19 protein-coding genes are annotated in these 25,845 nt (G+C 62.0%); 7 read left to right on the top strand and 12 right to left on the bottom strand.

The window, feature by feature from the left end; genetic code table 11:
* Positions 1 to 91 precede the first annotated feature (91 nt).
* The 4 genes from IC757_RS14250 (at position 92) to IC757_RS14235 (ending at position 13,897) form a co-directional block, all read left to right on the top strand.
* Positions 92 to 9,298, top strand: a complete 9,207-nt coding sequence (locus IC757_RS14250; RefSeq protein ID WP_190974951.1) for an isopeptide-forming domain-containing fimbrial protein — start codon at positions 92 to 94, stop codon at positions 9,296 to 9,298.
* A gap of 124 nt (positions 9,299 to 9,422) precedes the next feature.
* Positions 9,423 to 11,207 (top strand): GGDEF domain-containing protein, encoded by a 1,785-nt coding sequence (locus IC757_RS14245; protein WP_190974950.1) that lies wholly within the window; start codon positions 9,423 to 9,425, stop codon positions 11,205 to 11,207.
* Positions 11,207 to 11,935: a 7-cyano-7-deazaguanine synthase QueC gene (queC, locus tag IC757_RS14240; protein WP_190974949.1), complete on the top strand. Its 729-nt coding sequence runs from the start codon at positions 11,207 to 11,209 to the stop codon at positions 11,933 to 11,935. Before IC757_RS14245 ends, queC begins: the two co-directional genes overlap by 1 nt.
* Before the next feature lie 123 nt (positions 11,936 to 12,058).
* On the top strand, positions 12,059 to 13,897 hold the full coding sequence (locus IC757_RS14235) for an SLC13 family permease (RefSeq protein WP_223846146.1): 1,839 nt from the start codon (positions 12,059 to 12,061) through the stop codon (positions 13,895 to 13,897).
* An 18-nt stretch (positions 13,898 to 13,915) separates the two neighbouring features.
* On the opposite strand, the gene IC757_RS14230 is transcribed toward IC757_RS14235, so the two are convergent.
* Positions 13,916 to 14,242, bottom strand: coding sequence for a Rieske (2Fe-2S) protein (locus IC757_RS14230; protein ID WP_190974948.1), 327 nt, complete (start codon positions 14,240 to 14,242; stop codon positions 13,916 to 13,918).
* Positions 14,243 to 14,270: 28 nt separating this feature from the next.
* On the opposite strand from IC757_RS14230, the gene IC757_RS14225 reads away from it, so the two are divergent.
* Positions 14,271 to 14,534 carry a hypothetical protein gene (locus IC757_RS14225; protein ID WP_190974947.1) on the top strand — a complete coding sequence of 88 codons (264 nt, stop codon included), beginning with the start codon at positions 14,271 to 14,273 and terminating at the stop codon, positions 14,532 to 14,534.
* A gap of 4 nt (positions 14,535 to 14,538) precedes the next feature.
* Here IC757_RS14225 and IC757_RS14220 read toward each other — a convergent pair whose 3' ends face one another.
* The 11 genes from IC757_RS14220 to IC757_RS14170 all read right to left on the bottom strand — a co-directional run bounded on the left by IC757_RS14220 (position 14,539) and on the right by IC757_RS14170 (position 22,856).
* A complete protein-coding gene (locus tag IC757_RS14220; protein WP_190974946.1) occupies positions 14,539 to 16,230 on the bottom strand; it encodes a Na(+)/H(+) antiporter subunit D in 1,692 nt (563 codons plus the stop codon).
* Positions 16,220 to 16,474: a hypothetical protein gene (locus tag IC757_RS14215; RefSeq protein ID WP_190974945.1), complete on the bottom strand. Its 255-nt coding sequence runs from the start codon at positions 16,472 to 16,474 to the stop codon at positions 16,220 to 16,222. The genes IC757_RS14220 and IC757_RS14215 overlap by 11 nt, the downstream gene beginning before the upstream one ends.
* Before the next feature lie 29 nt (positions 16,475 to 16,503).
* Positions 16,504 to 17,976, bottom strand: a complete 1,473-nt coding sequence (locus tag IC757_RS14210) for a proton-conducting transporter membrane subunit (protein ID WP_190974944.1) — start codon at positions 17,974 to 17,976, stop codon at positions 16,504 to 16,506.
* Positions 17,973 to 19,454 carry a monovalent cation/H+ antiporter subunit D family protein gene (locus IC757_RS14205; RefSeq protein WP_190974943.1) on the bottom strand — a complete coding sequence of 494 codons (1,482 nt, stop codon included), beginning with the start codon at positions 19,452 to 19,454 and terminating at the stop codon, positions 17,973 to 17,975. Before IC757_RS14205 ends, IC757_RS14210 begins: the two co-directional genes overlap by 4 nt.
* The gene (locus IC757_RS14200; protein ID WP_190974942.1) at positions 19,451 to 19,813 is read right to left on the bottom strand and encodes a cation:proton antiporter subunit C; all 363 of its coding nucleotides are present in this window, start codon (positions 19,811 to 19,813) and stop codon (positions 19,451 to 19,453) included. The genes IC757_RS14205 and IC757_RS14200 overlap by 4 nt, the downstream gene beginning before the upstream one ends.
* Positions 19,810 to 20,262 (bottom strand): Na(+)/H(+) antiporter subunit B, encoded by a 453-nt coding sequence (locus tag IC757_RS14195; protein WP_190974941.1) that lies wholly within the window; start codon positions 20,260 to 20,262, stop codon positions 19,810 to 19,812. Before IC757_RS14195 ends, IC757_RS14200 begins: the two co-directional genes overlap by 4 nt.
* Positions 20,259 to 20,828: a DUF4040 domain-containing protein gene (locus IC757_RS14190; protein ID WP_263405570.1), complete on the bottom strand. Its 570-nt coding sequence runs from the start codon at positions 20,826 to 20,828 to the stop codon at positions 20,259 to 20,261. The genes IC757_RS14195 and IC757_RS14190 overlap by 4 nt, the downstream gene beginning before the upstream one ends.
* A 29-nt stretch (positions 20,829 to 20,857) precedes the next feature.
* Positions 20,858 to 21,208, bottom strand: a complete 351-nt coding sequence (gene mnhG, locus IC757_RS14185; protein WP_190974940.1) for a monovalent cation/H(+) antiporter subunit G — start codon at positions 21,206 to 21,208, stop codon at positions 20,858 to 20,860.
* A complete protein-coding gene (locus IC757_RS14180; RefSeq protein ID WP_190974939.1) occupies positions 21,201 to 21,494 on the bottom strand; it encodes a monovalent cation/H+ antiporter complex subunit F in 294 nt (97 codons plus the stop codon). Before IC757_RS14180 ends, mnhG begins: the two co-directional genes overlap by 8 nt.
* Before the next feature lies 1 nt (position 21,495).
* The gene (locus tag IC757_RS14175) at positions 21,496 to 21,987 is read right to left on the bottom strand and encodes a Na+/H+ antiporter subunit E (RefSeq protein WP_190974938.1); all 492 of its coding nucleotides are present in this window, start codon (positions 21,985 to 21,987) and stop codon (positions 21,496 to 21,498) included.
* Between the two features lie 83 nt (positions 21,988 to 22,070).
* Positions 22,071 to 22,856 (bottom strand): nuclease-related domain-containing protein, encoded by a 786-nt coding sequence (locus IC757_RS14170; RefSeq protein ID WP_190974937.1) that lies wholly within the window; start codon positions 22,854 to 22,856, stop codon positions 22,071 to 22,073.
* A gap of 171 nt (positions 22,857 to 23,027) precedes the next feature.
* Here IC757_RS14170 and IC757_RS14165 point away from each other — a divergent pair, with 171 nt between their 5' ends.
* Together IC757_RS14165 and metK are read left to right on the top strand one after the other, a co-directional pair.
* Positions 23,028 to 24,434, top strand: coding sequence for a phospholipase D-like domain-containing protein (locus IC757_RS14165; RefSeq protein ID WP_190974936.1), 1,407 nt, complete (start codon positions 23,028 to 23,030; stop codon positions 24,432 to 24,434).
* 90 nt (positions 24,435 to 24,524) lie between these two features.
* Positions 24,525 to 25,745, top strand: coding sequence for a methionine adenosyltransferase (gene metK / locus IC757_RS14160; RefSeq protein ID WP_190974935.1), 1,221 nt, complete (start codon positions 24,525 to 24,527; stop codon positions 25,743 to 25,745).
* Positions 25,746 to 25,845: the final 100 nt, after the last annotated feature.

Genomic DNA, 25,845 nt, shown 5'->3' with positions numbered 1-25,845 from the left:
CGCTGTTTGAAAGGGGTCGGCTGCCGGCATCGGGCAGTATCCGTCCTTGGTGGGAGACGTGATCACGTCGAGCTTTTGCAAGGTGATGGGTATGCAGATGAACAAGGCGGAGTCGGCAGGCGTACTGTCCGGTCAGCAACAATGGATGGTTACGGTCGTTCTGATCATTGCCGGTTTTTGTGCCGCCGGCCAGGTGTTTGCACAGCAGGCGAACCTGACCGAAGCGGTACCACAGGAATCCTTTCTCGGTGAGCAGTTCTGCTTTACCACCGAGTTTACCAACGATGGAGACACAGGTTTCGGGCCATACGTGCGTCTGGTGCTGCCGCCCCTGCTGCAATTCGATTCGGCGTCCGTGTTCGGCGGTGGAGACGTCAATTTCATCGGTGAATTCCCTGTCGATCCCGACCCGCAGGTGACCGAGACCGAACTGACCGACCCGCGAATCAGCGAGCCGGTCATCGGGCCGGAAGGCTTTTCCTATCGCAATATCGTGTTGCCGGTCGGCTCCCTGGTGGACGGTGCACCGCCGCTGCCGATCGACATCTGCGTGACCATCGACCCTGACGCCATCGTCGGCGATCCGCTGCCGATCGACCTGCAGCCTGTCTACGAGTTTGGCGACACGGCCACCGGCGCCAACGGCCCCATCGTCGGCAATGTGGTCGAACAGGAAGTGGTGCCGACGGTGCTGGTGTTTGACAAGACCGACAACGCGCCCGAGTCCGAAAGACCGCCGGGCTCGAGCTGGCCCTACACCTACACGCTGTCGGTGGATATCGCCAATACGGCGACCATCGATCCGATCACCATCAGCGATACCCTGCCGGCGGACTTTCTTTACGAGCCGGGCTCGGCGACGATCGTGGCCGGGGACGACTGCTCGGTGATTCAAGAGCCCGATGGCCTCACACCGGGCGGTAGTCTTGAAGTGGAGTGCGGCGAGAACGTGGGCACCACCGGGGGTGGCGATGTCGTGGTGACTTATTCGGGTCATATCGTCGACATTCTTGATGAGTCCATCTGTCAGACCAGCCCGATCATCAATGACGCTTCCGTGACGGCCACCTACATCGATCAGGCCAACGAGGAAAATATCCTTCCTGCGGTGTCGGACAACACCCAGGTAACGGCCGAGCATGTGGCCATCCAGAAGTCGGCCTCACCCGGGCAGGCCACGCCCGGTCAGACCATCGACTACAGCTACGCCATTCAGATCACCGATTTCGGCAATGTCTCCGACCTGGTGATCACCGATGTGCTGGGTGACGGCATCGATTTTGATGATCAGAGCGTGACCGTCTCGGTCGATGGTGGTCCGTCGGTCGCCGTCACGCCCGATGTGACAGTCAACAATGACACCACGGTGGTCATGGACCTGCTGGCCGCAACAGGCCTGAGTCAGTTCGATGCCGGGACGGCCATCTCGGTCAGCTATCAGGGCACCGTGCGCCAGGATTATCGCGAAACCGGTGAGCCGGTGCGTGCCTCCGACAGCCTTCCCAACTCGGTCGTGGCCACCTATGACCTGGTCGAAGGTGCCACGGCCTGTACCGAGGGCAGCTCGGCGTCGGTCGGCATTATCCCTATCGTGATCGACAAGTCGGTGGTCGATCAGCAGAACTTCTACGAGCCGGGTGACAATGTCGTGTTCCGGTTGCGCATGGAAGTGCCCTCCGGCGATACGCGCAATATCCAGTTTCTGGATTTCTTGCCCCTGCCCGTGCTTCAGGTCACGGATGTGGATACCGATTTCAGCACCGACCCGAGCGACTGCCCTGGCAGTGCCGGAATCTGCCTGACGGAAAACGATACGCTGGATTTCACGCCCGACGACATCATCATCAACCCGACCCAGAACTCGATTCAGATCGACTGGCCGGATGTCGACACTGAGGACCCCCAGGTCATCGAGATCGATCTCTACACCACGGTGACCGACGATCCCTTTGCCGATGGCCTGTTCCTGACCAATATCTTTCAGGTGTTCACGGCGAATACGCCGGGCGACATTGCCGCGGCCACCGGTCCGGTGCAGATCCTGGTTGGCGCCCCGGCGCTGGAACTGACCAAGGGCGTGATCGGTACCGACGGTGATGGTGTGATCGCCCCTGCGCCGGGCGATTTTCCCGAGAACAGCAACATCAGCGATGTCGAGGCCGGTGACGAGATCACATTCCGTCTCACCGTGGAAAACATGGGCCGGTCGCCGGCGTTCGAAGTCACCCTGTTCGACGATGTGCCGGACGGATTGACAGGGTGCTCGGTCGACAGTGTCACCAATCAGGCGGGCGATTCGTTGGATTTCAGCGGCAACCTGTTCGATATCGGTAGCCAGCTTGAACTCGACGACCCGCTGCCCGGTCTGGCCGATCCGCCCGACCAGACCAACGTGGCCTTCATCGATTTCACCTGCGAGGTGGCCATCGGTGTTCAGCCCGAACAGGAATTGACCAACTTTGCCGTGGGTGCCTACACCTCGCAGCCCGATGGGCCGGAGTTTCCGCCCATCGATGACGAAGCCGACATCGAGGTCGCTTCGGTCGATCTGACCAAATCCCTGGTCGCCAGCTCCGAAGCGCATACCAGCGATACCGCGAGCCCGCCAGAGCTGACCATCGGCGAAATCGCCCGCTATCGACTGGTCACGCAGATTCCACGTGGCACGATGCCGAATTTCGAAGTCGAGGATCTCTTGCCCAACGGCTTGCAGTTTCTCGATGATGAAACGGCTACGGTGGCGCTGGTGTCGGCCAGCGGAGGCAATATCACCTCGTCAACGCTCAGCGGTACGGGTCTGAATGTCGCCAGCACTGATCCGGATGTCGAGCCGACCTTCGAGATACCGGCTTCGGCGATCAGCGGTGGACCCTTCGGCAGCGGCTTCAATCCGACCTTCAGCCTCGGCGAGATCGTCAACGAAGAGACCGGTGAAGAAGACGAATGGATCGTCATCGAGTTCAATGCCCTGGTGCTCAACACTGGTGGCAACAGCGCCGGCACGAATCGCGACAACCGCTTCCGTGTTGACGTTGATGGGAGTCAGGTTGGCTCCGATTCCAACAACCAGCGCATTCGTGTGGTCGAGCCTGCCATTTCGGTGGACAAGTCGGCCAACCCGACGGGTGGCCAGGCCGGCACCGTCATCAGCTACCAGATCGACCTGTCGGTCGCCAGCGGCACCAACAGTGCTGACGCCTTTGACGTCAGCGTCGATGACACGCTACCGGCCAATGCCACACTCAACACGGGTTCGGCAGCCGTGACCAATCAGTCCGGTTGCGATTCGCCCGATATTACCAACAACACTGCGGGCAACACGGTTGCATTCGAGTTCGACACCCTGCCGACTGGTTGTACGTTGTCGGTGGTCTACGAGGCCACGCTGACGATCGACGTTGTGCCCGGCACAACCGTCAACAACACAGCCAATGTGGACTGGGAATCGCTGCCTGACGGTGGAACGACCAACAACCCGACCGATTCCGACACGCCGGGCGGCCCGGGTGATGGCAATGGTGCCCGACAGTATGACGGCAGTGACTCGGCACAGGTCACCATCGACAGCGTGGACAACAACAAGCTAGTGGTGGACTCCACCGAAGCGCACACCAGCGGCAACGACCTGGCCATCGGCGAGATCGTGACCTACCGTCTGGTCATCGAGCTGCCGCAGGGCACTTCGCCGGACTTTACGGTCATCGATACGCTGGACCCGGGTCTGGTGGTCGACGGGAATACCTTAAGGCTGGCTTTCGTGGCCAATGATGGTGGGATCGAGTCCGATGACCCGGATATTGGCACCTCTCCGCAGGTCACCGGCAACGATCCGAATGTCACGCCGACCTTCGAAATCCCGTCTGGAGCGGTGACGGTTTCGGGTGACGAGCAGGTTGACGGGCAGACGGTGACCTTCAGTCTGGGTACGCTGACCAACTCCGATGATGATGCCGACAGCGAGTGGGTGGTGATCGAATTCGATGCCCTGCTGCTCAACATTGCCGGCAACCAGGCCGGCGTGACGCGCGACAACCAGTTCACCGTCGAGATCGACGGTGAGCAGAATGGTGACGCGTCCAATGTCGAAACCATCACCGTGGTTGAGCCGGATATCGAGGGGCTGACCAAAACAGCCTCCCCGGATTCGGGCGAGGCCGGTGACGAAATCGATTTCACGGTGAGCTTCACGGTGGCCGGTGGCGCCAACACGGCTGATGCCTTCGACCTGGTGGTCGATGACGAGCTGCCCAGTGAGATGGAGTTGAACCTCGGCAGCATCGAGGTGGACTTCACCGACTGCCCCGGTGCGCCGGCGGAGAACAACCAGTCCTCCGGAAACCAGGTGCTGCTGGAGTTTGCAGCATTGCCCACCGGCTGCAATCTGCAGATCGACTACACCGCCGAGCTGCTGGTCGACGTCAATCCGGGTCAGCCGCTGGAAAACACGGCCGATGTGACCTGGACCAGTCTCCCGGGAGATCGGGGCACGGACGATGCCACGCCGGGCACACCGGGCGCTGTAAACGGCGAACGTACTGGCGAAGGCGGAGCGAATGACGACCGCAACAACTATGCCGATTCCGCATCAGCCGAGGTGGACATCGATGATGTGGTGCTGACCAAGACAGCGATTTCCGGCAGCGAGGACTCCACAGATCTGCCAGATGCGGCCATCGGCGAAACCATCACTTACCGTGTCGTGATTACCTTGCCGCAGGGCACGACGCCGGAAGTCACCCTGACCGACCAGGTGCCGCATGACAGCGGCGGCGTCATGGAGCTGCTGTCGGCCGAAGTGATTACCGGTGGAATCGGTTCGAACCTGACGGTGACGAATCCGTCCGGTGACCCCTCCGGCGATCCCCCGCCGCTTGAGAATGATCGCCTGAACACCCTGGGACTCAACGATACGGTGACGTTCAACTTCGGCGAGGTCGTCAATCCTCCGGGTGGACCAGCCGACGAGAACCAGATTGAGGTCGAGATCACGGCGCGGGTGAACAACCTGTCGGAAAACGAAAGTGGTGATCAGTTGACCAACGTAGCGACCGTGCAATTCGGTCCCGACCTGACCGCCACGGATTCGGCAGATATCGATTTGGTCGAGCCTGAGTTGATTATTTCCAAGGTGGGCGACATCACGTCGGGCGACGCCGGCGATCTGGTCGAGTTCACTATCCAGATTGGTCATGCCGGTGCCTCCACGGCCGATGCACAGAACGTGGTGTTTGTCGATGATCTGCCGAGCGCTGAACTGGTCTATCAGACCGGCACGGTGGGGGTCGATGGTTATGACGTTGACGTGGTTATCGATGACACCGACGGCATCATCACGATCGAATGGCCCGAATTCCCGCAGGGCGAATCCGCCACGATCACCTACCAGGCAGTACTCGACGACGCGGTTCAGTCCGGCAGCACCATCACCAATACCGGTGAGCTGGACTGGACTTCGCTACAGGACGATACCGAAGACGAAAATCGCGATTACTCAGACAGCGATACGCACGATATCGTGATTTCCGATCCCGGGGTCAACAAGTTCATCTTCGACACCAGTGAAGGTTCGACCGATGATCCAAATCTGACTATCGGCGAGACGGTGACCTGGCATATCGAAGTCGAGTTTGCCCAGGGGCTGACGCCCAACGCGGTGTTCGTCGATGAGCTGCCCTCCAGTGTTGACTTCGAACTTGTCAGCAGCCAGGTCTTTTCCATCGGCAGCAACCTGGCAGTGCCGGGTGTGAGTGAGGGTGATGCGGGTGTTCATGACACCGGCGATGACACGGTGACTTGGTCATTGGGTGGCGTCAACAATCCGCCTGGATCAGGCCTGTCCGCGGAAGATCAGCGCATCGTTTTCGAAGTGGTTGCAGTGGTGCTCGACACTTCCGGCAACCAGAGCGGTGACAGCGCCACCAATCGCGGAGTATTCACGGCCGATACGCTGGATGACCCAGTTCAGGACACCAGTACCATTAGCCTGGTTGACCCGCGACTCTCGTTCAACAAGTCAGTGGCCGATCCTTCTTCGGGTTTCGTCAACGCCGGCGACACGGTCACTTTCGACCTGGCCATCAGCCACACCGCTGCCTCGACGGCCGATGCCTTCTCGGTGGTCATGGTGGATTCGCTGCCCGGCGAGCTCAACTGGGTTCCGGGCAGTGCAACCGATGATTGTGATGGCACCGTGACTGTCGACGATAGCGACACCTCCGAAGTCGAGTTCACTCTGGACACTCTGGAGCTGGGTGACAGCTGCACCATCACTTACGAGGTCGAGGTCGATATCAGTGCCGAAGCCGGCACGAGCTTTACCAACAGCGTTTCGGCGGATTACGATTCCACTCCCGACTTCGTCGAAGATCAGACTCGTCGTCGCAGCGACACTACGTCGGACCAGGTCACCATGCGGGCGCCGACACTGATCAAGGTGAGCTTCGAGACCGGGCTCAGTGATACCGGTACCGGTCAGCATGACCCAAACCTGGACGATCTGGCCATCGGTGAATTGATTACCTACGCAATCGATGTGGTCGTGCCGCCGGGTACGACTTCGGATGCGGTGGTGACCGACTTCCTGCCGTCTGATCCGGCCACCGGCGTGATCGAGGCCGATAGCGCCCAGGTCTTTAATGTGGGCGACGGTATCACGATCAGTCAGGCCATGGGCGATATCATCACGATCTCCGACAGCAATGCCAATGGCTTTGACGATACGGTCGTCTTCGATTTCGACGAAGTGGTGGCAGGTATCAATTCCTCCGAGGAAGATCGTACGATCACCTTGCGCGTGACCGGGCGGGTGGTCGATGTCCCGGGCAATGTCGATGAAGTGGTTCTGATCAACCGGGCCGAGTTCGACTTCTTCGGCAATCCGGACGACCCGCTGGCCGACACCGCCGATATCGAAGTCGTCGAGCCGGAACTCGAGATCGAGAAGTCGATGACGCCGCGCGGTGACGGGGTGGTGCGCATTGCCCTGAGGGTCGAGAACACCGGTACCGGTCCGGCCTACGATTTCGAGATCACCGATGTACTCAGCGAAGTCGACTGGGATCTTGACAGCTTGCAGGTCGATACCGTCCCGAGCAACTATCAGCTCACGACCGAGTCGTCGGCTTCCGAGTTGACCGTGACATTCCAGCCCGACAGCGGAGTCGGATTGTTGCCGGGCGTGAGCCGAACGGCCACTTTCGACATCAGCCTGGCCAACAATCCGCCGGCTGCCGATGCCAACAATCCGATCGTCAACCAGGCCAACCTGGACAATGCCTGTTCCTTCCCGGAAGGCTGCAACCAGGATGAGCCGGAAGACAATATCGGTCGTGACCAGGATCCGGATGATGATTCCGATGAGCTGGGTTTCCCGGCCCTGTCACTCGACAAGTCGGTCGAGCTGCATGAAGATGCCGATAGTTCGGGCGATGTGTCCCCCGGAGATACTCTGCGCTACACCCTGGTGCTGGAGAACAACGGGGCGGCCGAGGCGACCGACCTGATCATTACCGATACGCCGGATCCGCGCAGTTCGCTGGTGGTCGGCAGTGTCACCACCACGGCAGGCACCGTGGTCCTGGGCAACAGCAGCGGGCAGACCTCGGTGCGTGTGGAGCTGGCCAGCCTGGCCGATAGTGAAACGCTCACCGTCACCTACGACGTGGTGCTGGATGATCCGTTCCCGGCCAGTGTGGACGAAGTGGAGAACCAGGCGGTCGCCCGCTCGTTCGAGCAACCCGACCTGACCGACGAGGAGGTCACGCCGGTTGTCGCCAGTCCGGAACTGTTCATCACCAAGACCGATGGCGGCGTGACGGCCGTGCCGGGCGGGGGTGTGGTTTACACGCTGGAATACGGCAATGTCGGTAACCAGGATGCCACCGGCGTGGTGATCACGGATGTCGTGCCCGACAACGTGAGCTTTGATCCGGACAACAGCGATGCCGGCTTTGCCTGCACACCGGACAACAGTGCCGGCAGCACCTGTACCCTGTCGATCGGTGACCTGGATGTCGGTGACGGTGGATCGGTGTCGTTCGCAGTGATCGTGGACGATCCGCTGCCGGCAGGCGTCGACAGTATTGCCAACCTGGCTGAAATCACCGACGACGGCAGCAATTCGCCGGAACCGGTGACCGACGAAGACGACGAGAACACGCCGATCGATGCCGATGCCGTGCTCGCCATCTCCAAGTCGCTGATCGAGGCAATCCCCGCTCCGGCGGATATCGGCAGTGTGCTGCGTTACGAGATCGAAGTCTGGAACGATGGCAACATGACGCTGACCGACGTGGTGATCAGCGACCCGCTGGTCGATCCGATCGATCCGGTGGCCGACTGCCAGTGGGATGGCGATGTCGGTACCCTGCGGGTCGACGAGTCGGTGACCTGTGCGGTCGAGTACACGGTCACACCGGCTGATGCCGATGCCGGCGAGGTCGAGAACACGGCGACTGCCGACAGTGAGCAGACCGGGCCGGTCGATGATGATGAAACCGTCACCATCACGCCCGAGGCTGGACTGCAACTGATCAAGTCGGCCAGTCCGACTCTGTTCGCCGCTCCCGGTGAAGTCGAGTACAGCTTTATCGTGCAGAACATCGGCAACGTGACCCTCAGTGACGTGGCCGTCGATGATCCAATGCTGGGCGGGCCGATCGCCTGTGAGCCCTCCGTTCTTGCCGCTGGCGCAACGGCAAGCTGCGGTCCGGTCACGCATTCCATCACCCAGTCCGATGTCGACAGCGGCGAGGACATCGTCAACGTCGCCACCGCCAGAGGGATCACGCCGGATGAAACGGTGGTCGATGACAATGACGACGCCACCGTGGAGTTCGAAGGAGCTTCTCCGGCATTGCAGTTGGTCAAGGAGGCCAGCACGGAAGGACCGGTGGCTGTCGACGAAGAAATCGAATACACGCTGACGGCAACCAACACCGGCAACGTCACGCTCACCGAGGTGGTGATCACCGATGACATGATCGACCTGAGCTGTGAGCCGGAGCTGCCGGCTACACTGGCCCCGGAGGAATCGGTCACGTGCAGCGGTGTCTACATGGTCGAGGCCTCCGACCTGGGTGGCGATATCGTCAATACTGCCAGCGTGACCGGTCTGCCGCCGGAAGGTGAATCAGTCGGCGATGACGACGAGATCAGCGTGTCGGGCATGGAGCCGATCCCCGTGCCGGTTGGAACTCCGACCGGTCTGCTGCTGCTGATGCTGATCATTGGTGCCATTGGCGCCGGTTGCATCGGATGGCGGCGTCGCTTAGCCGACGTCAACCGGCACGCCGCTTGATCGATGTGGCCGGTTCCCCGCCCCCCGGCTGACCTTCGTCTGGTCGGGCGGTCGGGGAGGGGCGGTTCTGTGCGCCCTGTTCGGGTCGTCGGCCTGCGCTTATACTGATCCCATGAGCATGTCGATGCGAGTTCTGCTGGTGTTGCTGCTGGGCTGCTGCCTGACGGTGGCCCGGGCCGATGTGTGCGTGTCGCTTCTGGATACGGCAGCAGAGATTCGCGAGTTGCGCAATGAGGATGCCGATCTGGGTGTTTCACGCGGCGAGGAAGCGCTCGAGCGCATCTATCGGCAAGATGTCGATTGCCCTCAAGCCAAGGTTGCCTTGCTGTCCGCGCTGGCAGCCAATCTGCATGTCAAGGGACGATTCCACGAGGCCCTGGTCTATGTGCGACGTGCCCTTGAGCTGCTTGAGCGGGCGCCGGAGCATCGGGCCGATGTACATCTCATGGCCGGTGTACTGCACTGGGAGCTGGAAGAGCATGACGAGGCCATCGCTCATTATCTCTCGGCCCGGCGGGCCAGTGAAGATGCGGGTGATGTGATTGCGGCGGCCCGGGCGGCTGGCAATATCGGCAACCTCTACAACACCATGGGCGACTACGTTCGGGCGCGGGAGCATCATCAGAGGGCGCTGGAGTGGTTTCGGGAAAGCGGCTGGCAGGAAGGTGTGGCCGGTACGCTGGTCAACCTGGCCGCACTGGCTGGCCGCCAGGCCGGCAGTTTCGAGTCGCTGGGTGACGATACCAGTGCCGGGGTAGAGTATGAACAGATGCTGGAGTTTGCCCGCCAGGGTTTGGCCCTGTTTGAAACCCTTGACAACTCCAGGGGTGTTGCGCACGCCCGCACCAATCTGGCCGAGGCCCTATCCGGTCTGCGCCGCTTCGATGAAGCACTGGAACACCAGAGTGCAGCCATCGACAAGCTGCGTGAGATCGGAGATGCCGGCGGGGAAGCCCGGGGCCTGCTGAATCTGGGTCGAATCCATCGCTCCGGCGGACGCTATGACAAGGCCGCCGAAACGCTGCAACAGGCCATCGACCGCAATCCGTATGAAAACGTCATGCTGCATTACGATGTGATCGAGCAGCTTGCCGAGCTGAAGGAAGCCCAGGGCAACTACCAGGCCGCACTGGATCATCAAAAGACACTCAACCTGTTGCGACGACAGATAGCCGAGGGTCAGATGAGTGCGCGGGTGGAAGAGACCAGGCTGGCGATGGAGGCTGACCAGCGCGAACAGGATCTGGCCCTGTTGCGCAGCGAGGCCGAGATCTCCAAGCTGGAACTTGAACGCCAGCGTATCCTGACCATGCTGACCGTGCTACTGGTCATTCTGTTGCTGGTGTTGCTGGGTTTGCTTCTCCGTCTCTACCGCGATCGTGTGCGTCGATCACGGCAGCTTGAACAGGTGGCCCGTACCGATTCCCTGACCGGCCTGGTCAACCGGCGTGGCATGACCGAGCGACTTGAATCGGCACATGAAGGGTGCCGGGTGACCGGAGACCGACATGCCATCATCGTGGCCGATATCGACGGCTTCAAGCAGATCAATGATCACCATGGTCATGCCGTGGGCGACGAAGTGCTCAAGCATGTGGCAGACTTGCTGGTCGATGGGGTTCGCGGTCGTGATGTGGTCGCGCGCTGGGGAGGCGAGGAGTTTCTGATCCTGTTGCCCAACACCGATCGGGCCGGGGCGGCTGCCGTGGCCGGGCAACTGGTCGCGCGGGTGGCATCGAATCCGGCCAGTACCGAGGTCGGGCAGATGCCGTTGTCGATGACCCTGGGCGTTTCGGAGCTGTCGCATGATGATTCGGTGGGCGAAGCCGTCCGGCGTGCCGATGCGGCGATGTATCGCGGCAAGCAGGCAGGAAAGAATCGCCACGTGACCGACGAGGACCTGACCTGATGAACACCGCATCGACGCAAACCGTGAACGCGAGTCGGTCAGAGGCCAGGCGCCCTGCGGTAGTGCTGCTGTCGGGCGGCCTGGATTCGGCCACCGTTCTGGCCTGTGCCCGGGAAGCGGATTTCGAATGCCATACCCTGGCCGTTGATTATGGCCAGCGGCACCGCGCCGAACTGAATGCCGCCGAAGTGCTCAGTCATGCATTGGAAGCCGCATCGCATCGCGTGGTCAGTGTCGACCTGCGCGCCATCGGCGGATCGGCACTGACCGATGACATCGATGTGCCGGAACAAGCCACGTCCGGAATACCGGTTACCTATGTTCCGGCCCGCAATACCCTGATGCTGTCGTTGGCGCTGGGGCAGGCTGAAGTGTTGGGCGCACTGGATATTTTTGTTGGCGTCAACGCGGTCGACTATTCCGGCTATCCTGATTGCCGCCCGCAATTCATCGCCGCATTCGAGGAGCTCTGCGGCTTTGCCACGAAAGCCGGTGTCGAGGGCGCGAGATTCCGAATTCATACCCCCCTGATCGATCTGAGCAAAGCCGAGATCATTCGTCGTGGTGCCGATCTGGGTGTGGACTACGCCATGACGGTCTCGTGCTACCAGGCCGATGATCAGGGGCGGGCATGCGGGCATTGCGATTCCTGTCGTATTCGACGGGCCGGGTTCGAAGCGGCCGGGCTGGCCGACCCGACACGCTATCGCAATGATCAGCCCGGCTGAACGGGGTCTGAACCGGAGCCGGACCAGCGCCGTTCATTTGCGTAATATCGACTTGTCGGCAGTTGAACTGGGTTATGGTATAGAGCCAACCCGAACTGCCTTTATCAAGAAGCGAACATCGTAATGGATGCCGGCCTCACGCTCAGTGGCGACATGATTCTCGTGCTCATGCTGCTGGGTTTGACGGTGACACTGTTCATCTTCGAAATCGTTCGCATCGACATTGCCGCTATCTGCATCATGGTGCTGGTCGGGCTGCTAGGCCTGGTGCCGGGTGATGAACTGTTTTCCGGGTTTGCATCCAACGCCGTGATCTCCATCATCGCGGTCATGATCATCGGTGCCGGTCTGGACCGCACCGGCGTGATGAACGTGGTGGCCGGGTTCATTGTCAAGGTGGGGGGGCGCTCGGAGTCGCGCATCATGTCCATGGTGTCTTCCACGGTGGGCGTGAGTTCGGGCTTCATGCAGAACACCGGGGCCACGGCCTTGTTCCTGCCGGTGGTCAGCCGTATTTCCGCCCGCCTGGACCTACCGCTGCCGCGACTGCTCATGCCGATGGGTTTCTGCGCCATCGTCGGTGGCACCATCACCATGGTGGGGTCCTCCCCGCTGATTCTTCTCAACGATCTGATCCTGACCTCCAACCGGTCATTGCCGCCGGGTGCCGAGGCGGTGCAACCGTTCGATCTGTTCGATGTCACCCTGGTCGGTCTGGCCCTGCTGATTGCCGCCCTGTCCTATTTCCTGCTGATTGGCCGGCACCTGCTGCCGACGGTGGATACCAAGCGTGCCGCGTCGCCAGGCCGCACGATGAACTATTTCGCCGAGGTTTACGGCATACAGGGCGATGTCTACGAAATGCTGGTCACCGTCGACTCGCCGCTGGTCGGCATGCGGATAGCGGAAGCCGAGCACCTGGCCGGTGCGCCATTGATGCTGGCGATACAGAGTACCGACGAGCCCCGTCTGGCGCCGCCGGCCGATGAAATGATCTGGGTGGGCACGGTGCTGGGTGTCATGGGCACGCGTGAACAGGTGGGCGAGTTTGCACTGGCCAACAAGCTGCGCCTGCAGCCGCGGCTGCGTGCCTTCGGCAACCTGTTCAACCCAACCCGTGCCGGGATTTCCGAGGTGGTCATACCCCCGGGCTCGAAGCTGATCGGAAAAAGCGTCGCCGAGGCCCGGCTGCGGTCGCGGTTCGGCATCTCGGTGCTGGCAGTCAATCGTCGCAACGAGATTTTTTCCGAGGATCTGCGCAACCTCGAGCTGCAGGTGGGCGACTGCCTGGTCAGCCACTCCACCTGGCGCGATCTGGCCACGGTGGCACGCGACAAGGACTTCATCGTCGCCACCGATATCCCCAAGGAAGAGCAGCGTCCGCAGAAGGTCGTCCATGCGCTGTCGTTCTTCGCGCTGAGCATGTTCCTGATCATCTTTACCGATTTTCAGTTGTCCATCGCCCTGCTGGCCGGTGCCGTGGGCATGATCCTGACCGGCGTGCTGAGCATGGACGAGGCCTACCAGTCGGTCAGCTGGAAGACGGTATTTCTCATGGCCAGCCTGATTCCGCTGGGGTTGGCCATGGAAGTGACGGGTACGGCCCCCTGGCTGGCCCAGCAGGTGCTGGGAATACTCGGCGAGGTGCCCGATATCGTGGTGCAGGCCGTTCTGGCCGTTCTGGCCACGATCTTCACGCTGGTGATGTCGAATGTCGGCGCCGCCGTGCTGCTGGTGCCGATTGCCATCAATATCGCACTGGAAACCGGTGGTAATCCGGCCGTGTACGCACTTATCGTTGGTCTGGCCACTTCCAATGCCTTCATACTGCCCACCCATCCGGTCAATGCCCTGATCATGGGCCCCGGTGGCTACCAGGTGAAGGATTTCATCCGCGTGGGCGGAGGGATGAGCCTGATCTTCCTGGTGGTGATGCTCGTGGCGGTCAACCTGCTATTCTGATGGTGCTGGTCGCCGGCGCTACAGACTGACCGTGATCCTGCCGTTGTCCTCGGCAAGGGTCACGGCCTTGAGCTCGGCATTTTCGCAGGGCCCGGAAATGCAGCGCCCCCGGTCGGGTTCGAAGACCGCGCCGTGCGCGCAGCAGACCAGGTGGCCGTGATCGTCGGTCAGGAAACGGTCGGGCGCGAAGTTGAGCGCGCGGCCCTGGTGCGGGCAGACGTTGTACCAGGCCCGGGGCTGGCCCTGGTGGCGGGTGGCCACGAGGTAAACGGTCTCGTCGTCGGTCTCGACCGTGAACTCACGGAAGCGACCATCGCTCAGCTCATCACTTTGACACAGGAACATAACAGCGCTCACGGAGTCTCAATCACTCATGCAGGATCCCTGGCGACAATTCTACCAGCCGCCGTCCCATCCCCTGGCTCGCCTGGGGCTGGTACTGGCCGGCATCGGCATTCTTGCCCTGAGTTTCATCCTCGGGCTTTTCTTTCTGGCCATTGCCATGGGCCTGGCGGTCATCGGTTTCATCGTGCTAACCGTACGTCGCTTGCTGGGCAGCAGAAAACAGGACTCAGCCGAACAGGGCCCCCTGGAAGTCGAGTACCGTGTCGTGAAGCGGGAAAAGCGCGACGAGTGACGCGTCACTCGCGTCCGATCCCGAACAGCAACAGCATGGCCAGAACAATCGCCGTCCACATTGCCATGGAGCCGATGGGCCAGCTTCGGGCCAGTCGGCCATCCTTGCCATAGTTGCGTTCCACCACATCCGCCATGCGCGTCAGTCGTTCCATGATGAATTGCCGCAGGCGCTGATCGGTGCGCGTGATCAACGCGGCAAGCGTGCTGATCAGGCCCGGGGCGAGGCGACGATACAGCCAGTCGGTGTCCAGCGTGATGCGGTCCTTGCCCTCGAGATACTTCAACAGCATGAAGAAGCCCAGGCCGGTGAACATCAGCACCTGCATTTCCTTGAGAAAGACCGACAGGGTGTAGGCGTTGAAGTCCACCGGTGAGGGCAGCAGCGCATAGAGCGGCCCGGGCATGATGCCGATCATGATGCACAATGCCGCGGCCAGACCCATGGCCAGGCGCATGTTGAGCGGGGCCTCTCTGGGCTTCAGGCCGGAGTCGCGACCCAGCCAGGTAAACCATGGCAGCTTCAGGCCCACGCTCAGGAAGGTGCCGGCCGATGCCATGGTCACCATCAGCCAGATCAGTGCGCGCTGATCCAGGGCGGCGGCCTCGACGATCATCGTCTTGGATACGTACCCGGAAAACAGCGGAAAGGCCGAGATCGACAGCCCGCCGATCATGTAGAGCAGGAAGGTCCATGGCATCCACCGGTACAGCCCGCCCAGCTCGCTGAGCTTGCTCTTGCCGGTCATGTAGATCACCGCGCCGGCCCCCATGAACAGCAGCGCCTTGTAGAGAATATGCGTGAAAGCATGCGAGGCCGCACCATTGAGGGCCAGGGCCGTGCCCAGACCCACGCCGGTGACCATGTAGCCGACCTGGCTGACGATGTGATAGGAAAGCAGCCGCCGAATCTCGTTCGACAGCATGGCGTAGGTCACCCCGTAGAGGGTCATGATCGCGCCCATCCAGACCAGGATTTCGGCCCCGGGATAGCCGCGGATCAGCGTATAGACCGCGGTCTTGGTGGTCAGCGCGCTGAGGAACACAGCCCCGGTAATGGTGGCTTCCGGGTAGGCATCGGTCAGCCAGGCGTGCAGCGGTGGCACCGCCGCGTTGATCATGAACGCAACCAGGATCAGCCAGAATGCCGGGCCGCGGGTTTCGATCTGCTCGAAGGTGATGCTGCCGGTCTCCAGGTAATACATGATGATGCCGGCCAGCAGCAGCAGGCCGCCGAAGGCGTGAACGATCAGGTAGCGGAAGCCCGAACGGAACGAGGCATCGGACTTGCGGCGCCAGATCAGCCAGACCGAGGACAGGGCCATCAGTTCCCAGAACACGTACAGCGTGATCAGGTCGCCGGCAAAGACCACGCCCAGTGCAGAAGCGGCATAAACAAAGGCCGCGGCATGCTGGAAGCGATCGTGCACATGCAATGCATAGATGGCGCCAACCAGCAGGATGATGGCGAATACCCAGGCAAACACCATGGCCAGTGCATCGACCCGCAGCATCGTCAGCGTCATGTCCAGGAAGTCGAACTGGCCATGCACGCCGGGTTGCAGCGTGGTCAGCAACCCGAGTACGAGCAGCGGCAGCAGCACCATCCAGGCCTGCATGGCCCGACCCTTGAGCAGCGGCAGGATCAATGTGCCGGCCAGCAGCACCAGCGTTGGATGAAGCCATTCAATCGTCATCGTAGTAGTCCTCTTCGCGATACAGCAGGCCCTTGCCCAGGGCCTTGGCGATGACGATGATCAGGACGCACGACAGCAGGCCGTAGAGCGCGGCAAAACCGCCGATGCCGTCCCAGGGGAAGCGCGTGTAGGGTGCGGGCACGATGATGTCGATCACGACCAGTGCCGCCATCACGATCAGCATCAGGTAACTGAGTGCCCGACCCCTTGCGACCAGGTATTCAAGGATTCTGCCCAGATTCATTGCTTCGACACGCTCCTCGGCCAGGCCCCTCAGGCGCCCGGCAAAAACAGGGTTTCCAGCAGCCTGAACACCGGCCCGGCGCCCAGGAACAGTACGATGGTGCCCAGCGCGGTGAGTACCAGCGGAACAACGCACATCCATGGCGCCTCCCGAACGCCGGCCGGCTCACCGTCCGGCAGCGGTCTGAGAAAGGCGCGCAGCACCGGTGGCAACAGGTAGCCGATGTTGAGCAGTGTAGAGAGTAGGAAGGCCAGCATGATGATGCCGTGTCCGGACTCCCAGGCACCCATGACCAAGTGCCATTTGCTCCACAGTCCACCGGTCGGCGGCAGGCCGATCACGCACAGCGCACCGACCAGAAAGGCGGCGAAGGTCCACGGCATGCGTCGTCCGAGGCCGTCGAGCTCGCTGACCTGCGTCTTGCCGCTGGCCACGTAAATGGCGCCTGCGCAGAAAAACAGCGTGATCTTCCCGAAGCCGTGCATGAGCATGTGCAGGCCGCCACCGATGGCGGCCAGCTGCACGGCCAGCATGGCGCCGACGACGATGTAGGACAGCTGGCTGACCGTCGAGTAGGCCAGCCTGGCTTTCAGATTGTCCCGGGAAATGGCCACGAGCGATGCGGCCAGCATGGTAAACGCGGCGATGTAGAGCACCACGTCGCTGGTGGCCAGCTCGCGCAGGTAATCGAGACCGAATATGTAGAGTGCGATCTTGAGCACCACGAACACACCGGCTTTGACCACTGCCACAGCATGCAGAAGGGCCGAGACCGGGGTCGGCGCGACCATGGCCGCGGGTAGCCAGCGGTGGAAAGGCATCAGGGCGGCCTTGCCCGCGCCGTACATGAACAGCATCAGCATCAGGGCGCCGGCCCATGGGCTGACCTGACCGTCGAGAATGCCGCCGGGTGCGAAATCCAGGGTGCCGGCCGCGCTCCAGACCCAGATCATGGCCGGCAGCATCAGGCCGATGCTGGTGGCCAGCAGCAGGGCAATATAGGTGCGTGCCCCTTTCCGCGACCGCTCATCGCCGCTGTGTGCCACCAGCGGGTAGGTCGAGACCGACAGGATCTCGTAGAAGACGAACAGGGTGAACAGGTTGTCGGCAAACGCGATACCGGCCGCCGCGCCCAGCGCGATTGCATAGCAGGCAAAGAAGCGCCCGAGATTGCTGTATCCCTTGGCATTCATGTAGCCGATGGCATACGGCGTGGCCAGCACCCACAGGGTGGAACTCATGGCGGCGAACAGCATGCCGACCGGTTCGAGCCGGAAGGCGATGGTCAGCCCCGGCATGATCTCCCAGACCGACTGGCTGACCGATTCACCGGCCAGGAATGCCCCCAGCAGGCCCATGACCGCCAGGAAGAACAGAATCGAAGCCAGCCAGCTCAGACCCTCGCGCAGCCATCGGTGGCCACCGGCCATTGCAATCAGCGCCGCGCCGACAAAGGCAATCAGGATGACGGTCAGCGGTTGCAGTTGCGGCAGGAGGTTCATGGCATGATCCCCCCGCCCAGCAGGGCTTCTGCCGCGGCCGTGGCGCCGCCGACGGTCAGACGTGTGTCAAGGCCGAAGTAGAAGTTGAGCGCCACCAGGACCCAGGTGGGTATCAGCAGTGCCAGCGGTGCTTCGCCCACCTGGCGCTGCTTGGGGTCTCTTTCCTGGAACCAGGCGGCTTCGATGACCCGCCAGATGTAGATGACGGCCATCAGCGAGGTGATCAGGATGAGTACGACCAGGAACCATTGCCCCTGTTCCAGCGCGGCCTGTATCAGGTACCACTTGCTGACGAAGCCGGCCGTGGTGGGGATGCCAATGATCGACAGCCCGGCCAGGGCAAAGGCCGTCAGGGTCCAGGGCATGGTTCTGCCCAGGCCACGGAAGTCGCTGATCCTGGCCGACCCCACCTGGTAGATGACGGTGCCCACGGCCATGAACAGCGCGGTTTTCATCAGTGCGTGATTGAACAGGTGGAGGAAGGCCGCCGTCAGCCCGATCACGCTGGCCAGCGACACGCCAAGCACCATGTAGCCGACCTGGGCCACCGAGGAGTAGGCCAGCATGCGCTTGATATTGGGCTGGAACAGCGCCACCCAAGAGCCGACGAACATGCCGGCCACGCCCAGGATCATGAACACGGTCGACAGCGGCAGAACCACGAAGCTCCAGTCCGGGGCGAAAACCGTGTAGACGAAGCGCAGCATGACGTATAGCGCCACCTTGGTTGCCGTGCCGGCCAGAAAGACGGTGACGAAACTGGGCGCATAGGTATAGGCGTTGGGCAGCCACAGGTGCAGCGGCAGCAGCGCCAGCTTGATGCCCATGCCGACGATGATGAAGGCCAGCGCGGCACGCACGGTGGAGGTGTCGCGTACCTCGGGTACCCGCTCGGCCAGATCGGCCAGGTTGAGGGTGCCGGTCATGATGTAGAGAAAGCCGATGCCGATGAGCAGGAAGGTGGCGCCCACCGTGCCCATGATCAGGTAGCGGAACGAGGCCAGCAGTGCGCGCCGGTCGCGGCCATGGGCGATCAGCCCGTAGGTGGCCAGCGAGGAGATTTCGAGGAATACGAAGATGTTGAAGGCATCGCCGCTGAGCGTAATGCCCAGCAGGCCGGCCAGCGCCAGCAGGAACAGCGCATAGAACGTGCCCTGGCGCTCCGGGATTTCCTGGTCGACGCTTTTCTTGGCCCAGGTCAGGGCAATGGCGGCCATGCCGGCGACCAGCAGCGCGACAAAGGCATTGGCCGCATCGACCCGGTACTCGATGCCGATGGGCGGCGGCCAGTTGCCGAAGGCGTACGAGAGGGTCAGGTCCGTTGCCGCGGGCAGCGTGATCGCGGCAATCACGGCCGCTGCGATGCAGGCACCCAGCGTGACTGCCCATGGCCAGAACCGCCCGGGCAGCAGTGCGCAGACGAGTGCGGCGATCAGCGGCACCAGCACGCTGAACGGCATCAGTTCGGTTATCGTCATTCCTCGTCCCCGCTATCCTTTTCGCTCAGGTGGTCGTCCTCGATCGAGCCGTAGGCTTCGTTGATGCGTACCGCCAGTGCAAGCCCCACGGCCGTGGTCGCCACACCGACCACGATGGCCGTGAGGATCAGCACATGGGGCAGGGGGTTGGAGTAGACCTCCACGCCTTCGCGCAGGATGGGTGTCGATCCACCCACGATCTTGCCGGCGGAAATGAACAGGATGAAAACCGATGTCTGGAACAGGTTCAGGCCCATGATCTTCTTGGCCATGTTGCCGCGCGCAATCACGCAGTAAAAGCCGATCATCATGAGAATGACCACCACCCAGTAGTTGAAAAAACTCAGTGCAGTCATCATGGGTGCTCGTCCTCCACCTGGGCGGCTTTCCATTCCGACTTGCGACGTGCAAACAGAGTGAAGACCAGCATCACCACCGTGGCCACGGTGACGCCGACGCCGAACTCCACTGTGATAATGCCGAACTGCTGTGCTGCGTGTTCCCCGGGCAGCAGCGGATAGAAGTCCAGAAAATGCCCGCCGAGCATCACGCCGGCCACGCCGACGGCGCAGTAAAGGATCACGCCAGCGACCATCAGCACGTACATGGCTCTCTCGGGAATCACCTTCAGTGCCGTTTCCAGGCCATAGATCAGCACGAACAGTATCCAGCCGGCGGCGAACACGATGCCGGCCTGGAAGCCGCCGCCGGGAGAATACTCGCCGTGGAACTGGATATACAGTCCGAACAGCATGATCAGCGGGATCAGGAAGCGGGCAATGACGCGCAGGATGCCGTTGGCTCTCATGACGACGACTCCTCTTCGTGGTTGCGCCGGTGGTGGCGATGCTCACGCACCTTGTGTTTCAGGTGTCGTCGGCGGCGCTTGCGGCGACGCGGCTTGTGTGACAGCAGGGCAAACACGGCCAGTCCGGCGGTCAGAATCACGAAGGCCTCGCCCAGGGTGTCGATGGAGCGATAACTGGCCAGCACGGCGGCCACCATGTTGGGCACCCCCATGTCGGGATAACTTTCTTCGACGTAGTAGGGGCCGACATGCACCTGGGCCGGGTTGTCGGCACCGCCGAACTCCGGCATGTCCAGGGTGGCGTAGATCAGCGCCGCACCGGTCACTGTCACGACCACCAGCGCCAGTACGTTGTGTCCGTCGATGGGATACTCGTGGCGCCGGGCCAGGGCCAGCACCGCCAGCAGCAGGATCGTGCTGATACCCGCGCCCACGGCCGCCTCGGTCAGGGCGACGTCGCCGGCATCGAGCACGGCAAACAGCGCGGCCGACAGCAACGAGTAGATGGCGAACAGCATGGCCGCGGCAAACAGGTCGCGTGCCCGCACGATGGCCACGGCAACCACGACCAGAAAGATCAGCAGGATGACGTCGATCAGGTATTCGATGACGGCTCTCCCGTTGTGGGCCCGGTTTCGTTGTCGATGACTTCGGGTTCGACCTCATCGACCATGGCTGCCCTGGCCAGGGCGTGGGTGGCCGTGGGTGCTGTAAACAGCAGAAACACCAGGATCAGCACCAGCTTGATGGTGACCAGGCTGAGTCCGGTCTGCAGCGCCAGTCCCAGCAGAATGGCCAGGGCGCACAGGGTTTCGGTGACGCCGGCTGCATGCAGGCGGGTGTAGAAGTCGGGCAGGCGCAGCAGGCCGATGCCGCCAATGACGCCGGCGGCGCCGCCGGTCAGCATCAGGATCCAGGACAGGATATTGATCGCGGTTTCAGCCATCGGTGATGTCCCCTTTTCCGGCCCGGGCCAGATCGCGCATCTTGCTGAGCTTGAGTACGGCAACGATGGCGATGAAGTTGATCAGGGCATAGACCAGGGCCACGTCGATCAGGTCGTGGTGGCCGGTGATGTAGGCGATCAGGGCCACGATCAGCACGGTCTTGGTGCCGAAGACGTTGACCGCGAGGATGCGGTCGTATACCCGCGGGCCCTTGAGTGCGCGCACCAGGGCCAGGGCCATGGTGGCAAACACCGCCAGGGTGGTCAGCAACAGAACCACGGTCATGTCAGGGTCGCTCCCTCTTGGAACCTTCGAGCCAGGCGATTTTTTCGTCCATGGCGCCGCTCTCGAGTTCCCGGGCCGAATGCACATCCAGTGCGTGGACCGTCAGTTCGTCCTCGTCGAGCAGCAGGGTTACCGTGCCCGGCGTCAGGGTCACGGAGTTGGCATAGGTGACCTTGGCCACGGCCGTCTCATGACCGATGGGCACCGAGAAAATGCGCGGCCTAACGCGCGATGGCGAAAGAATGATGTGTGCGACATTGAGGTTCGAGATCACGATCTGCCACAGCAGCCAGGCCCAGTACAGGGGCAGCCGCCAGGAAAACAGGCCGGGGTTGTGCTCGACACCGACCACTTCCATGCGCAGCGACAGCCAGACCACCAGCGCCACCGAACCAGCGCCCAGAAACAGTATGACCGGCTTGTAGACACCGGAAATGGCCAGCCACAGCGTGGCCAGAATCAGCGTCAGTGAAATGACATAACGTATAGACATAGCCAGCAAATGATATCAATTCTCGTTATTGGCTTGGAGCGTCCCGCAGAGCGGGTTGCCGCCAGGGCACCCCCGAGGCGCCCTCAGGCGGCGGCTGGAACCTGCGGGGCCGTGGTTTGCTTCAACAGGCTAAGCGCTGCCTGGCGATCATGGTCTGAAAATGCCGGGCCGGACTGTGTGGCCGCCACGTGTTCCAGCAATTCCCTCGTCGTGACCACCGGTATATCGGCCAGCTCCGGTTCGGCGATTGAAGCGTCGGAACGGGCAAAGCAGACCATGGCCTTCGGGCGCAATACCTGGCCGTGCCGCAGCGCCCAGCGTTCCAGTGTATCGACCTGCGATCGGACCTGTGGCAACGGGTTGTCTATGGCATTCCAGCCGGGTCGGCTGCCGCAACCGGCCCGGGTCACGACGCGCCACTGGCGCCGGTCGGGCTCGACCTGGATCAGGCCTGGCGTATTCTTGACTTCGATGATCGTCACCGCAGCGGGGCCCACAACCACGAAATCCAGTTCCCGGCGTCCATTGGGCAATTGCGGGTCGGGCACCTGGACCTGGTTGAACACCACGTGGTTATCGGGCAGCTCGCCGAGCCGCTCGAGTACACGGGCCTCGCCTTCGACTCCGGCCATGACATGATGCGGCACGCTTGATCCACCGGTCACCGCGGCAAAGAACAGTACCATGGCACCGATGCCAGTCAGCATCAGACCCAGGGGCGGTGAGACCAGGTAGCCCCCCGCGCTGATGGCCACGACCAGGCTCAGAGTCAGCGCCAGGCGTCGCCGGCGCTGCTGTCTGGCCTGTTCCATTTCCCGGCGATGTCGGGTCAGGGCGGCGTATTCGGTGACATGAGAAAGATCGGCCATGGGGTGGATTCTGCCATACTCCGGAAAGACGAAGGGTGGAGGCGAACGTGGGAGACTGCAAGTCAGACAGGCCAGGTCGGGCCCTTTGGGTTGCAAGTGTTGAAGTGGGAGCCGACACTGCTGACTGGCTGATGCTGGGTCGATGCCATGAATCCGGGCTTCGAAACTTTGATGATCCTGCTGTTCCATGCCGTGCTGGCGCCGGCCACGGCCTTGCATGCGCTGCTCTACAAGCGCGATCCGCGCGCGGCGTTCGGCTGGATTGCGGTGTGCGTGCTGGCACCGGTGGCCGGCCCGCTGCTTTATCTGTTCTTCGGGCTCAATCGGGCCCGTGGCCGGGCCCAGCGCCTGGATCTGGGTCGGTTGCAGATCGGCTACGAGCGAGGTCGAAGTATCGATCGCACCCACCCGCTGCCTGAACAGATCCACGATGAATTCCTGGCGCTCGGGCGGGTCGGGCAGGCACTGAGCCGGCATCCGATGGTGCGCGGCAATGCCGTCGAGCCGCTGATCAACGGAGAGCAGGCTTTCCCGGCCATGCTCGAATGCATCCGGCAGGCCCGCAGCCATGTGCTGTTGACCACCTACATACTTGATCACGACAAGACAGGGTCCGAATTCCGCCAGGCACTGGCCGATGCCGCCGCGCGTGGCGTCGATGTGCGCGTGATGATCGATGGTTTTGGGGAGTGGTACTCGATACCGCGCGCCAGCCGTTCGCTGGGGCGCTCGGGCGTTCGCGTGGCCCGGTTTCTGCCGCCCCGGCTGCTGCCCCCGTCGATCGCGATCAACATGCGCAATCATCACAAGATCCTGGTGGTTGACGACGAGGTCGGATTTACCGGTGGCATGAACATCAGCGACCGTCACCTGGTCGAGGACCCGGATAACCGCAATCGCACCCAGGATGTGCATTTTCGCCTGATCGGACCCATCGTCCATCAACTGCGCTCGGAGTTTCTGCGCATGTGGGCCTTTTCGGCGGGTGATCACCCGGAACCCCCGAAGGGGCGCGCGACAGCCACCGGTGACCTGGTTTGTCGCACCGTTACCGACGGTCCCGACGAGGACCTCGATCGCCTCAACATGCTGCTGTCGGCAGCCATCGCCACGGCGCGCCATTCGGTGCGCATCATGACGCCGTATTTCCTGCCGTCGCGCGAACTGATCGGTGCCATCCAGGCCGCTGCCGTGCGTGGGGTCAGGGTTCAGATCGTGTTGCCGGAGATCAACAACCTCCCGTTTGTCCACTGGGCCACCCGCAACATGCTCTGGGAGATTCTGTTTCGCGGCGTGCACGTGCATTACCAGCCCGCGCCGTTCAGCCACGCCAAGCTATTCGTGGTCGACGGCTACTACAGCTTGATCGGGTCGGCCAACTGGGACCCGCGAAGCCTGCGACTCAACTTCGAGTTGCAGGTCGAGGTCTATGGCGAGGCCTTTGCCGCCGGGCTGATCGATGCCATCGATCGTGCCGCCAGCAAGGGCCGCCCGGTTACCCTGGAGGAGGTCGATGGACGATCGTTTCCTGTCAGGCTGCGGGATTCCCTGTGCTGGCTGTTCTCCCCGTACCTGTGAACTGATCGCAAGGCAGTCGCGTACCCATGCATCCTCACGCCATCTGCGCTACAATCCATCTTTCTATCCCGATCAAGAGATATTTCCGTCATGAGTGCCTACCTGTTCACTTCCGAATCCGTCTCCGAAGGGCATCCGGACAAGCTGGCCGACCAGATCTCCGACGCGGTGCTGGACGCCATCATCGCCCAGGACCCTCATGCCCGCGTAGCCTGCGAAACCTTCATCAAGACCGGTGCGGTCATTGTTGGCGGCGAAATATCGACCACGGCCTGGGTCGACCTCGAAGCGCTGATTCGTCGCGTGGTAGTGGACGTGGGCTATAACTCGTCCAAAGTCGGTTTTGACGGACATACCTGCTCGGTGGTCAACATGATCGGCAAGCAGTCGCCGGATATCGCCCAGGGCGTGGATCGGGGTATACCCGAAGACCAGGGTGCCGGCGACCAGGGCCTGATGTTCGGCTATGCATCGAATGAAACACCCGAGCTGATGCCGGCCCCGATCTACTATGCCCATCGACTGGTCGAGCAGCAGACCCGCCTGCGCAAGCAGACCGACAACCCGCTGCCCTGGCTCCGGCCCGACGCCAAGAGCCAGGTTACCCTGCGCTACGTGGACGGCAAGCCGACGGCCATCGATGCCGTGGTGCTGTCTACCCAACATGATGACGGAATCGACCTGGAGCAGATTCGGGACGGAGTGCGCGAGCACATTATCGAGCCGGTGCTGCCATCCGAATGGCTGCATGCCGACACCCGGTTCCATATCAACCCGACTGGCAAGTTCGTCATCGGCGGACCGGTGGGTGATGCCGGCCTGACAGGCCGCAAGATCATCGTCGACACCTATGGCGGCATGGCCCGCCACGGCGGCGGCGCCTTCTCCGGCAAGGATCCGTCCAAGGTCGACCGTTCGGCCACCTATGCCGCACGCTACGTGGCCAAGAATGTCGTCGCTGCCGGCCTGGCCGACAAGTGCGAGGTTCAGGTCAGCTATGCCATCGGCGTGGCCGAGCCGACCTCGATTTCGGTCACGACCTTTGGAACTGCCAGGATCCCGGAAGAAAGAATCGAGACGCTGATCCGCGAGCATTTCGATCTGCGTCCCTACGGCATCCTGAAGATGCTGGACCTGCTGCACCCGATGTATCGCCGCACGGCCACCAACGGCCACTTCGGCCGCCACCCCGAAGAAGCCACCGCAAAGGTCATCCGCGACGACCGTGAAGTCACCGACCACTTCACAGCATTCAGTTGGGAGAAGACGGACCGGGCCGATGCGCTGCGTGATGCGGCGGGGATAAATTAGTGTGAAGTGTTCAGTGTGAAGTGTGAAGAGACAGGGGCTTCAAGGGGTGCCCGCCACTTCACACTTCAAACTTCACACTCAAGAGCTACCGACTTAAACG

It is taken from the genome of Wenzhouxiangella sp. AB-CW3 (assembly GCF_014725735.1).
In the GTDB taxonomy this organism is placed as follows: domain Bacteria; phylum Pseudomonadota; class Gammaproteobacteria; order Xanthomonadales; family Wenzhouxiangellaceae; genus Wenzhouxiangella.
Note: the sequence above shows the minus strand (reverse complement) of the source record. Positions and strands in the feature narration are given on the sequence as shown.

Bases quoted from the DNA above. Each gene is read 5' to 3' on its own strand.
- IC757_RS14250 (WP_190974951.1), top strand. From the start codon at position 92: ATGCAGATGAACAAGGCGGAGTCGGCAGGCGTACTGTCCGGTCAGCAA.
- IC757_RS14245 (WP_190974950.1), top strand. From the start codon at position 9,423: ATGCGAGTTCTGCTGGTGTTGCTGCTGGGCTGCTGCCTGACGGTGGCC.
- queC (WP_190974949.1), top strand. From the start codon at position 11,207: ATGAACACCGCATCGACGCAAACCGTGAACGCGAGTCGGTCAGAGGCC.
- IC757_RS14235 (WP_223846146.1), top strand. From the start codon at position 12,059: ATGGATGCCGGCCTCACGCTCAGTGGCGACATGATTCTCGTGCTCATG.
- IC757_RS14230 (WP_190974948.1), bottom strand. From the start codon at position 14,242: ATGTTCCTGTGTCAAAGTGATGAGCTGAGCGATGGTCGCTTCCGTGAG.
- IC757_RS14225 (WP_190974947.1), top strand. From the start codon at position 14,271: ATGCAGGATCCCTGGCGACAATTCTACCAGCCGCCGTCCCATCCCCTG.
- IC757_RS14220 (WP_190974946.1), bottom strand. From the start codon at position 16,230: ATGACGATTGAATGGCTTCATCCAACGCTGGTGCTGCTGGCCGGCACA.
- IC757_RS14215 (WP_190974945.1), bottom strand. From the start codon at position 16,474: ATGAATCTGGGCAGAATCCTTGAATACCTGGTCGCAAGGGGTCGGGCA.
- IC757_RS14210 (WP_190974944.1), bottom strand. From the start codon at position 17,976: ATGAACCTCCTGCCGCAACTGCAACCGCTGACCGTCATCCTGATTGCC.
- IC757_RS14205 (WP_190974943.1), bottom strand. From the start codon at position 19,454: ATGACGATAACCGAACTGATGCCGTTCAGCGTGCTGGTGCCGCTGATC.
- IC757_RS14200 (WP_190974942.1), bottom strand. From the start codon at position 19,813: ATGATGACTGCACTGAGTTTTTTCAACTACTGGGTGGTGGTCATTCTC.
- IC757_RS14195 (WP_190974941.1), bottom strand. From the start codon at position 20,262: ATGAGAGCCAACGGCATCCTGCGCGTCATTGCCCGCTTCCTGATCCCG.
- mnhG (WP_190974940.1), bottom strand. From the start codon at position 21,208: ATGGCTGAAACCGCGATCAATATCCTGTCCTGGATCCTGATGCTGACC.
- IC757_RS14180 (WP_190974939.1), bottom strand. From the start codon at position 21,494: ATGACCGTGGTTCTGTTGCTGACCACCCTGGCGGTGTTTGCCACCATG.
- IC757_RS14175 (WP_190974938.1), bottom strand. From the start codon at position 21,987: ATGTCTATACGTTATGTCATTTCACTGACGCTGATTCTGGCCACGCTG.
- IC757_RS14170 (WP_190974937.1), bottom strand. From the start codon at position 22,856: ATGGCCGATCTTTCTCATGTCACCGAATACGCCGCCCTGACCCGACAT.
- IC757_RS14165 (WP_190974936.1), top strand. From the start codon at position 23,028: ATGATCCTGCTGTTCCATGCCGTGCTGGCGCCGGCCACGGCCTTGCAT.
- metK (WP_190974935.1), top strand. From the start codon at position 24,525: ATGAGTGCCTACCTGTTCACTTCCGAATCCGTCTCCGAAGGGCATCCG.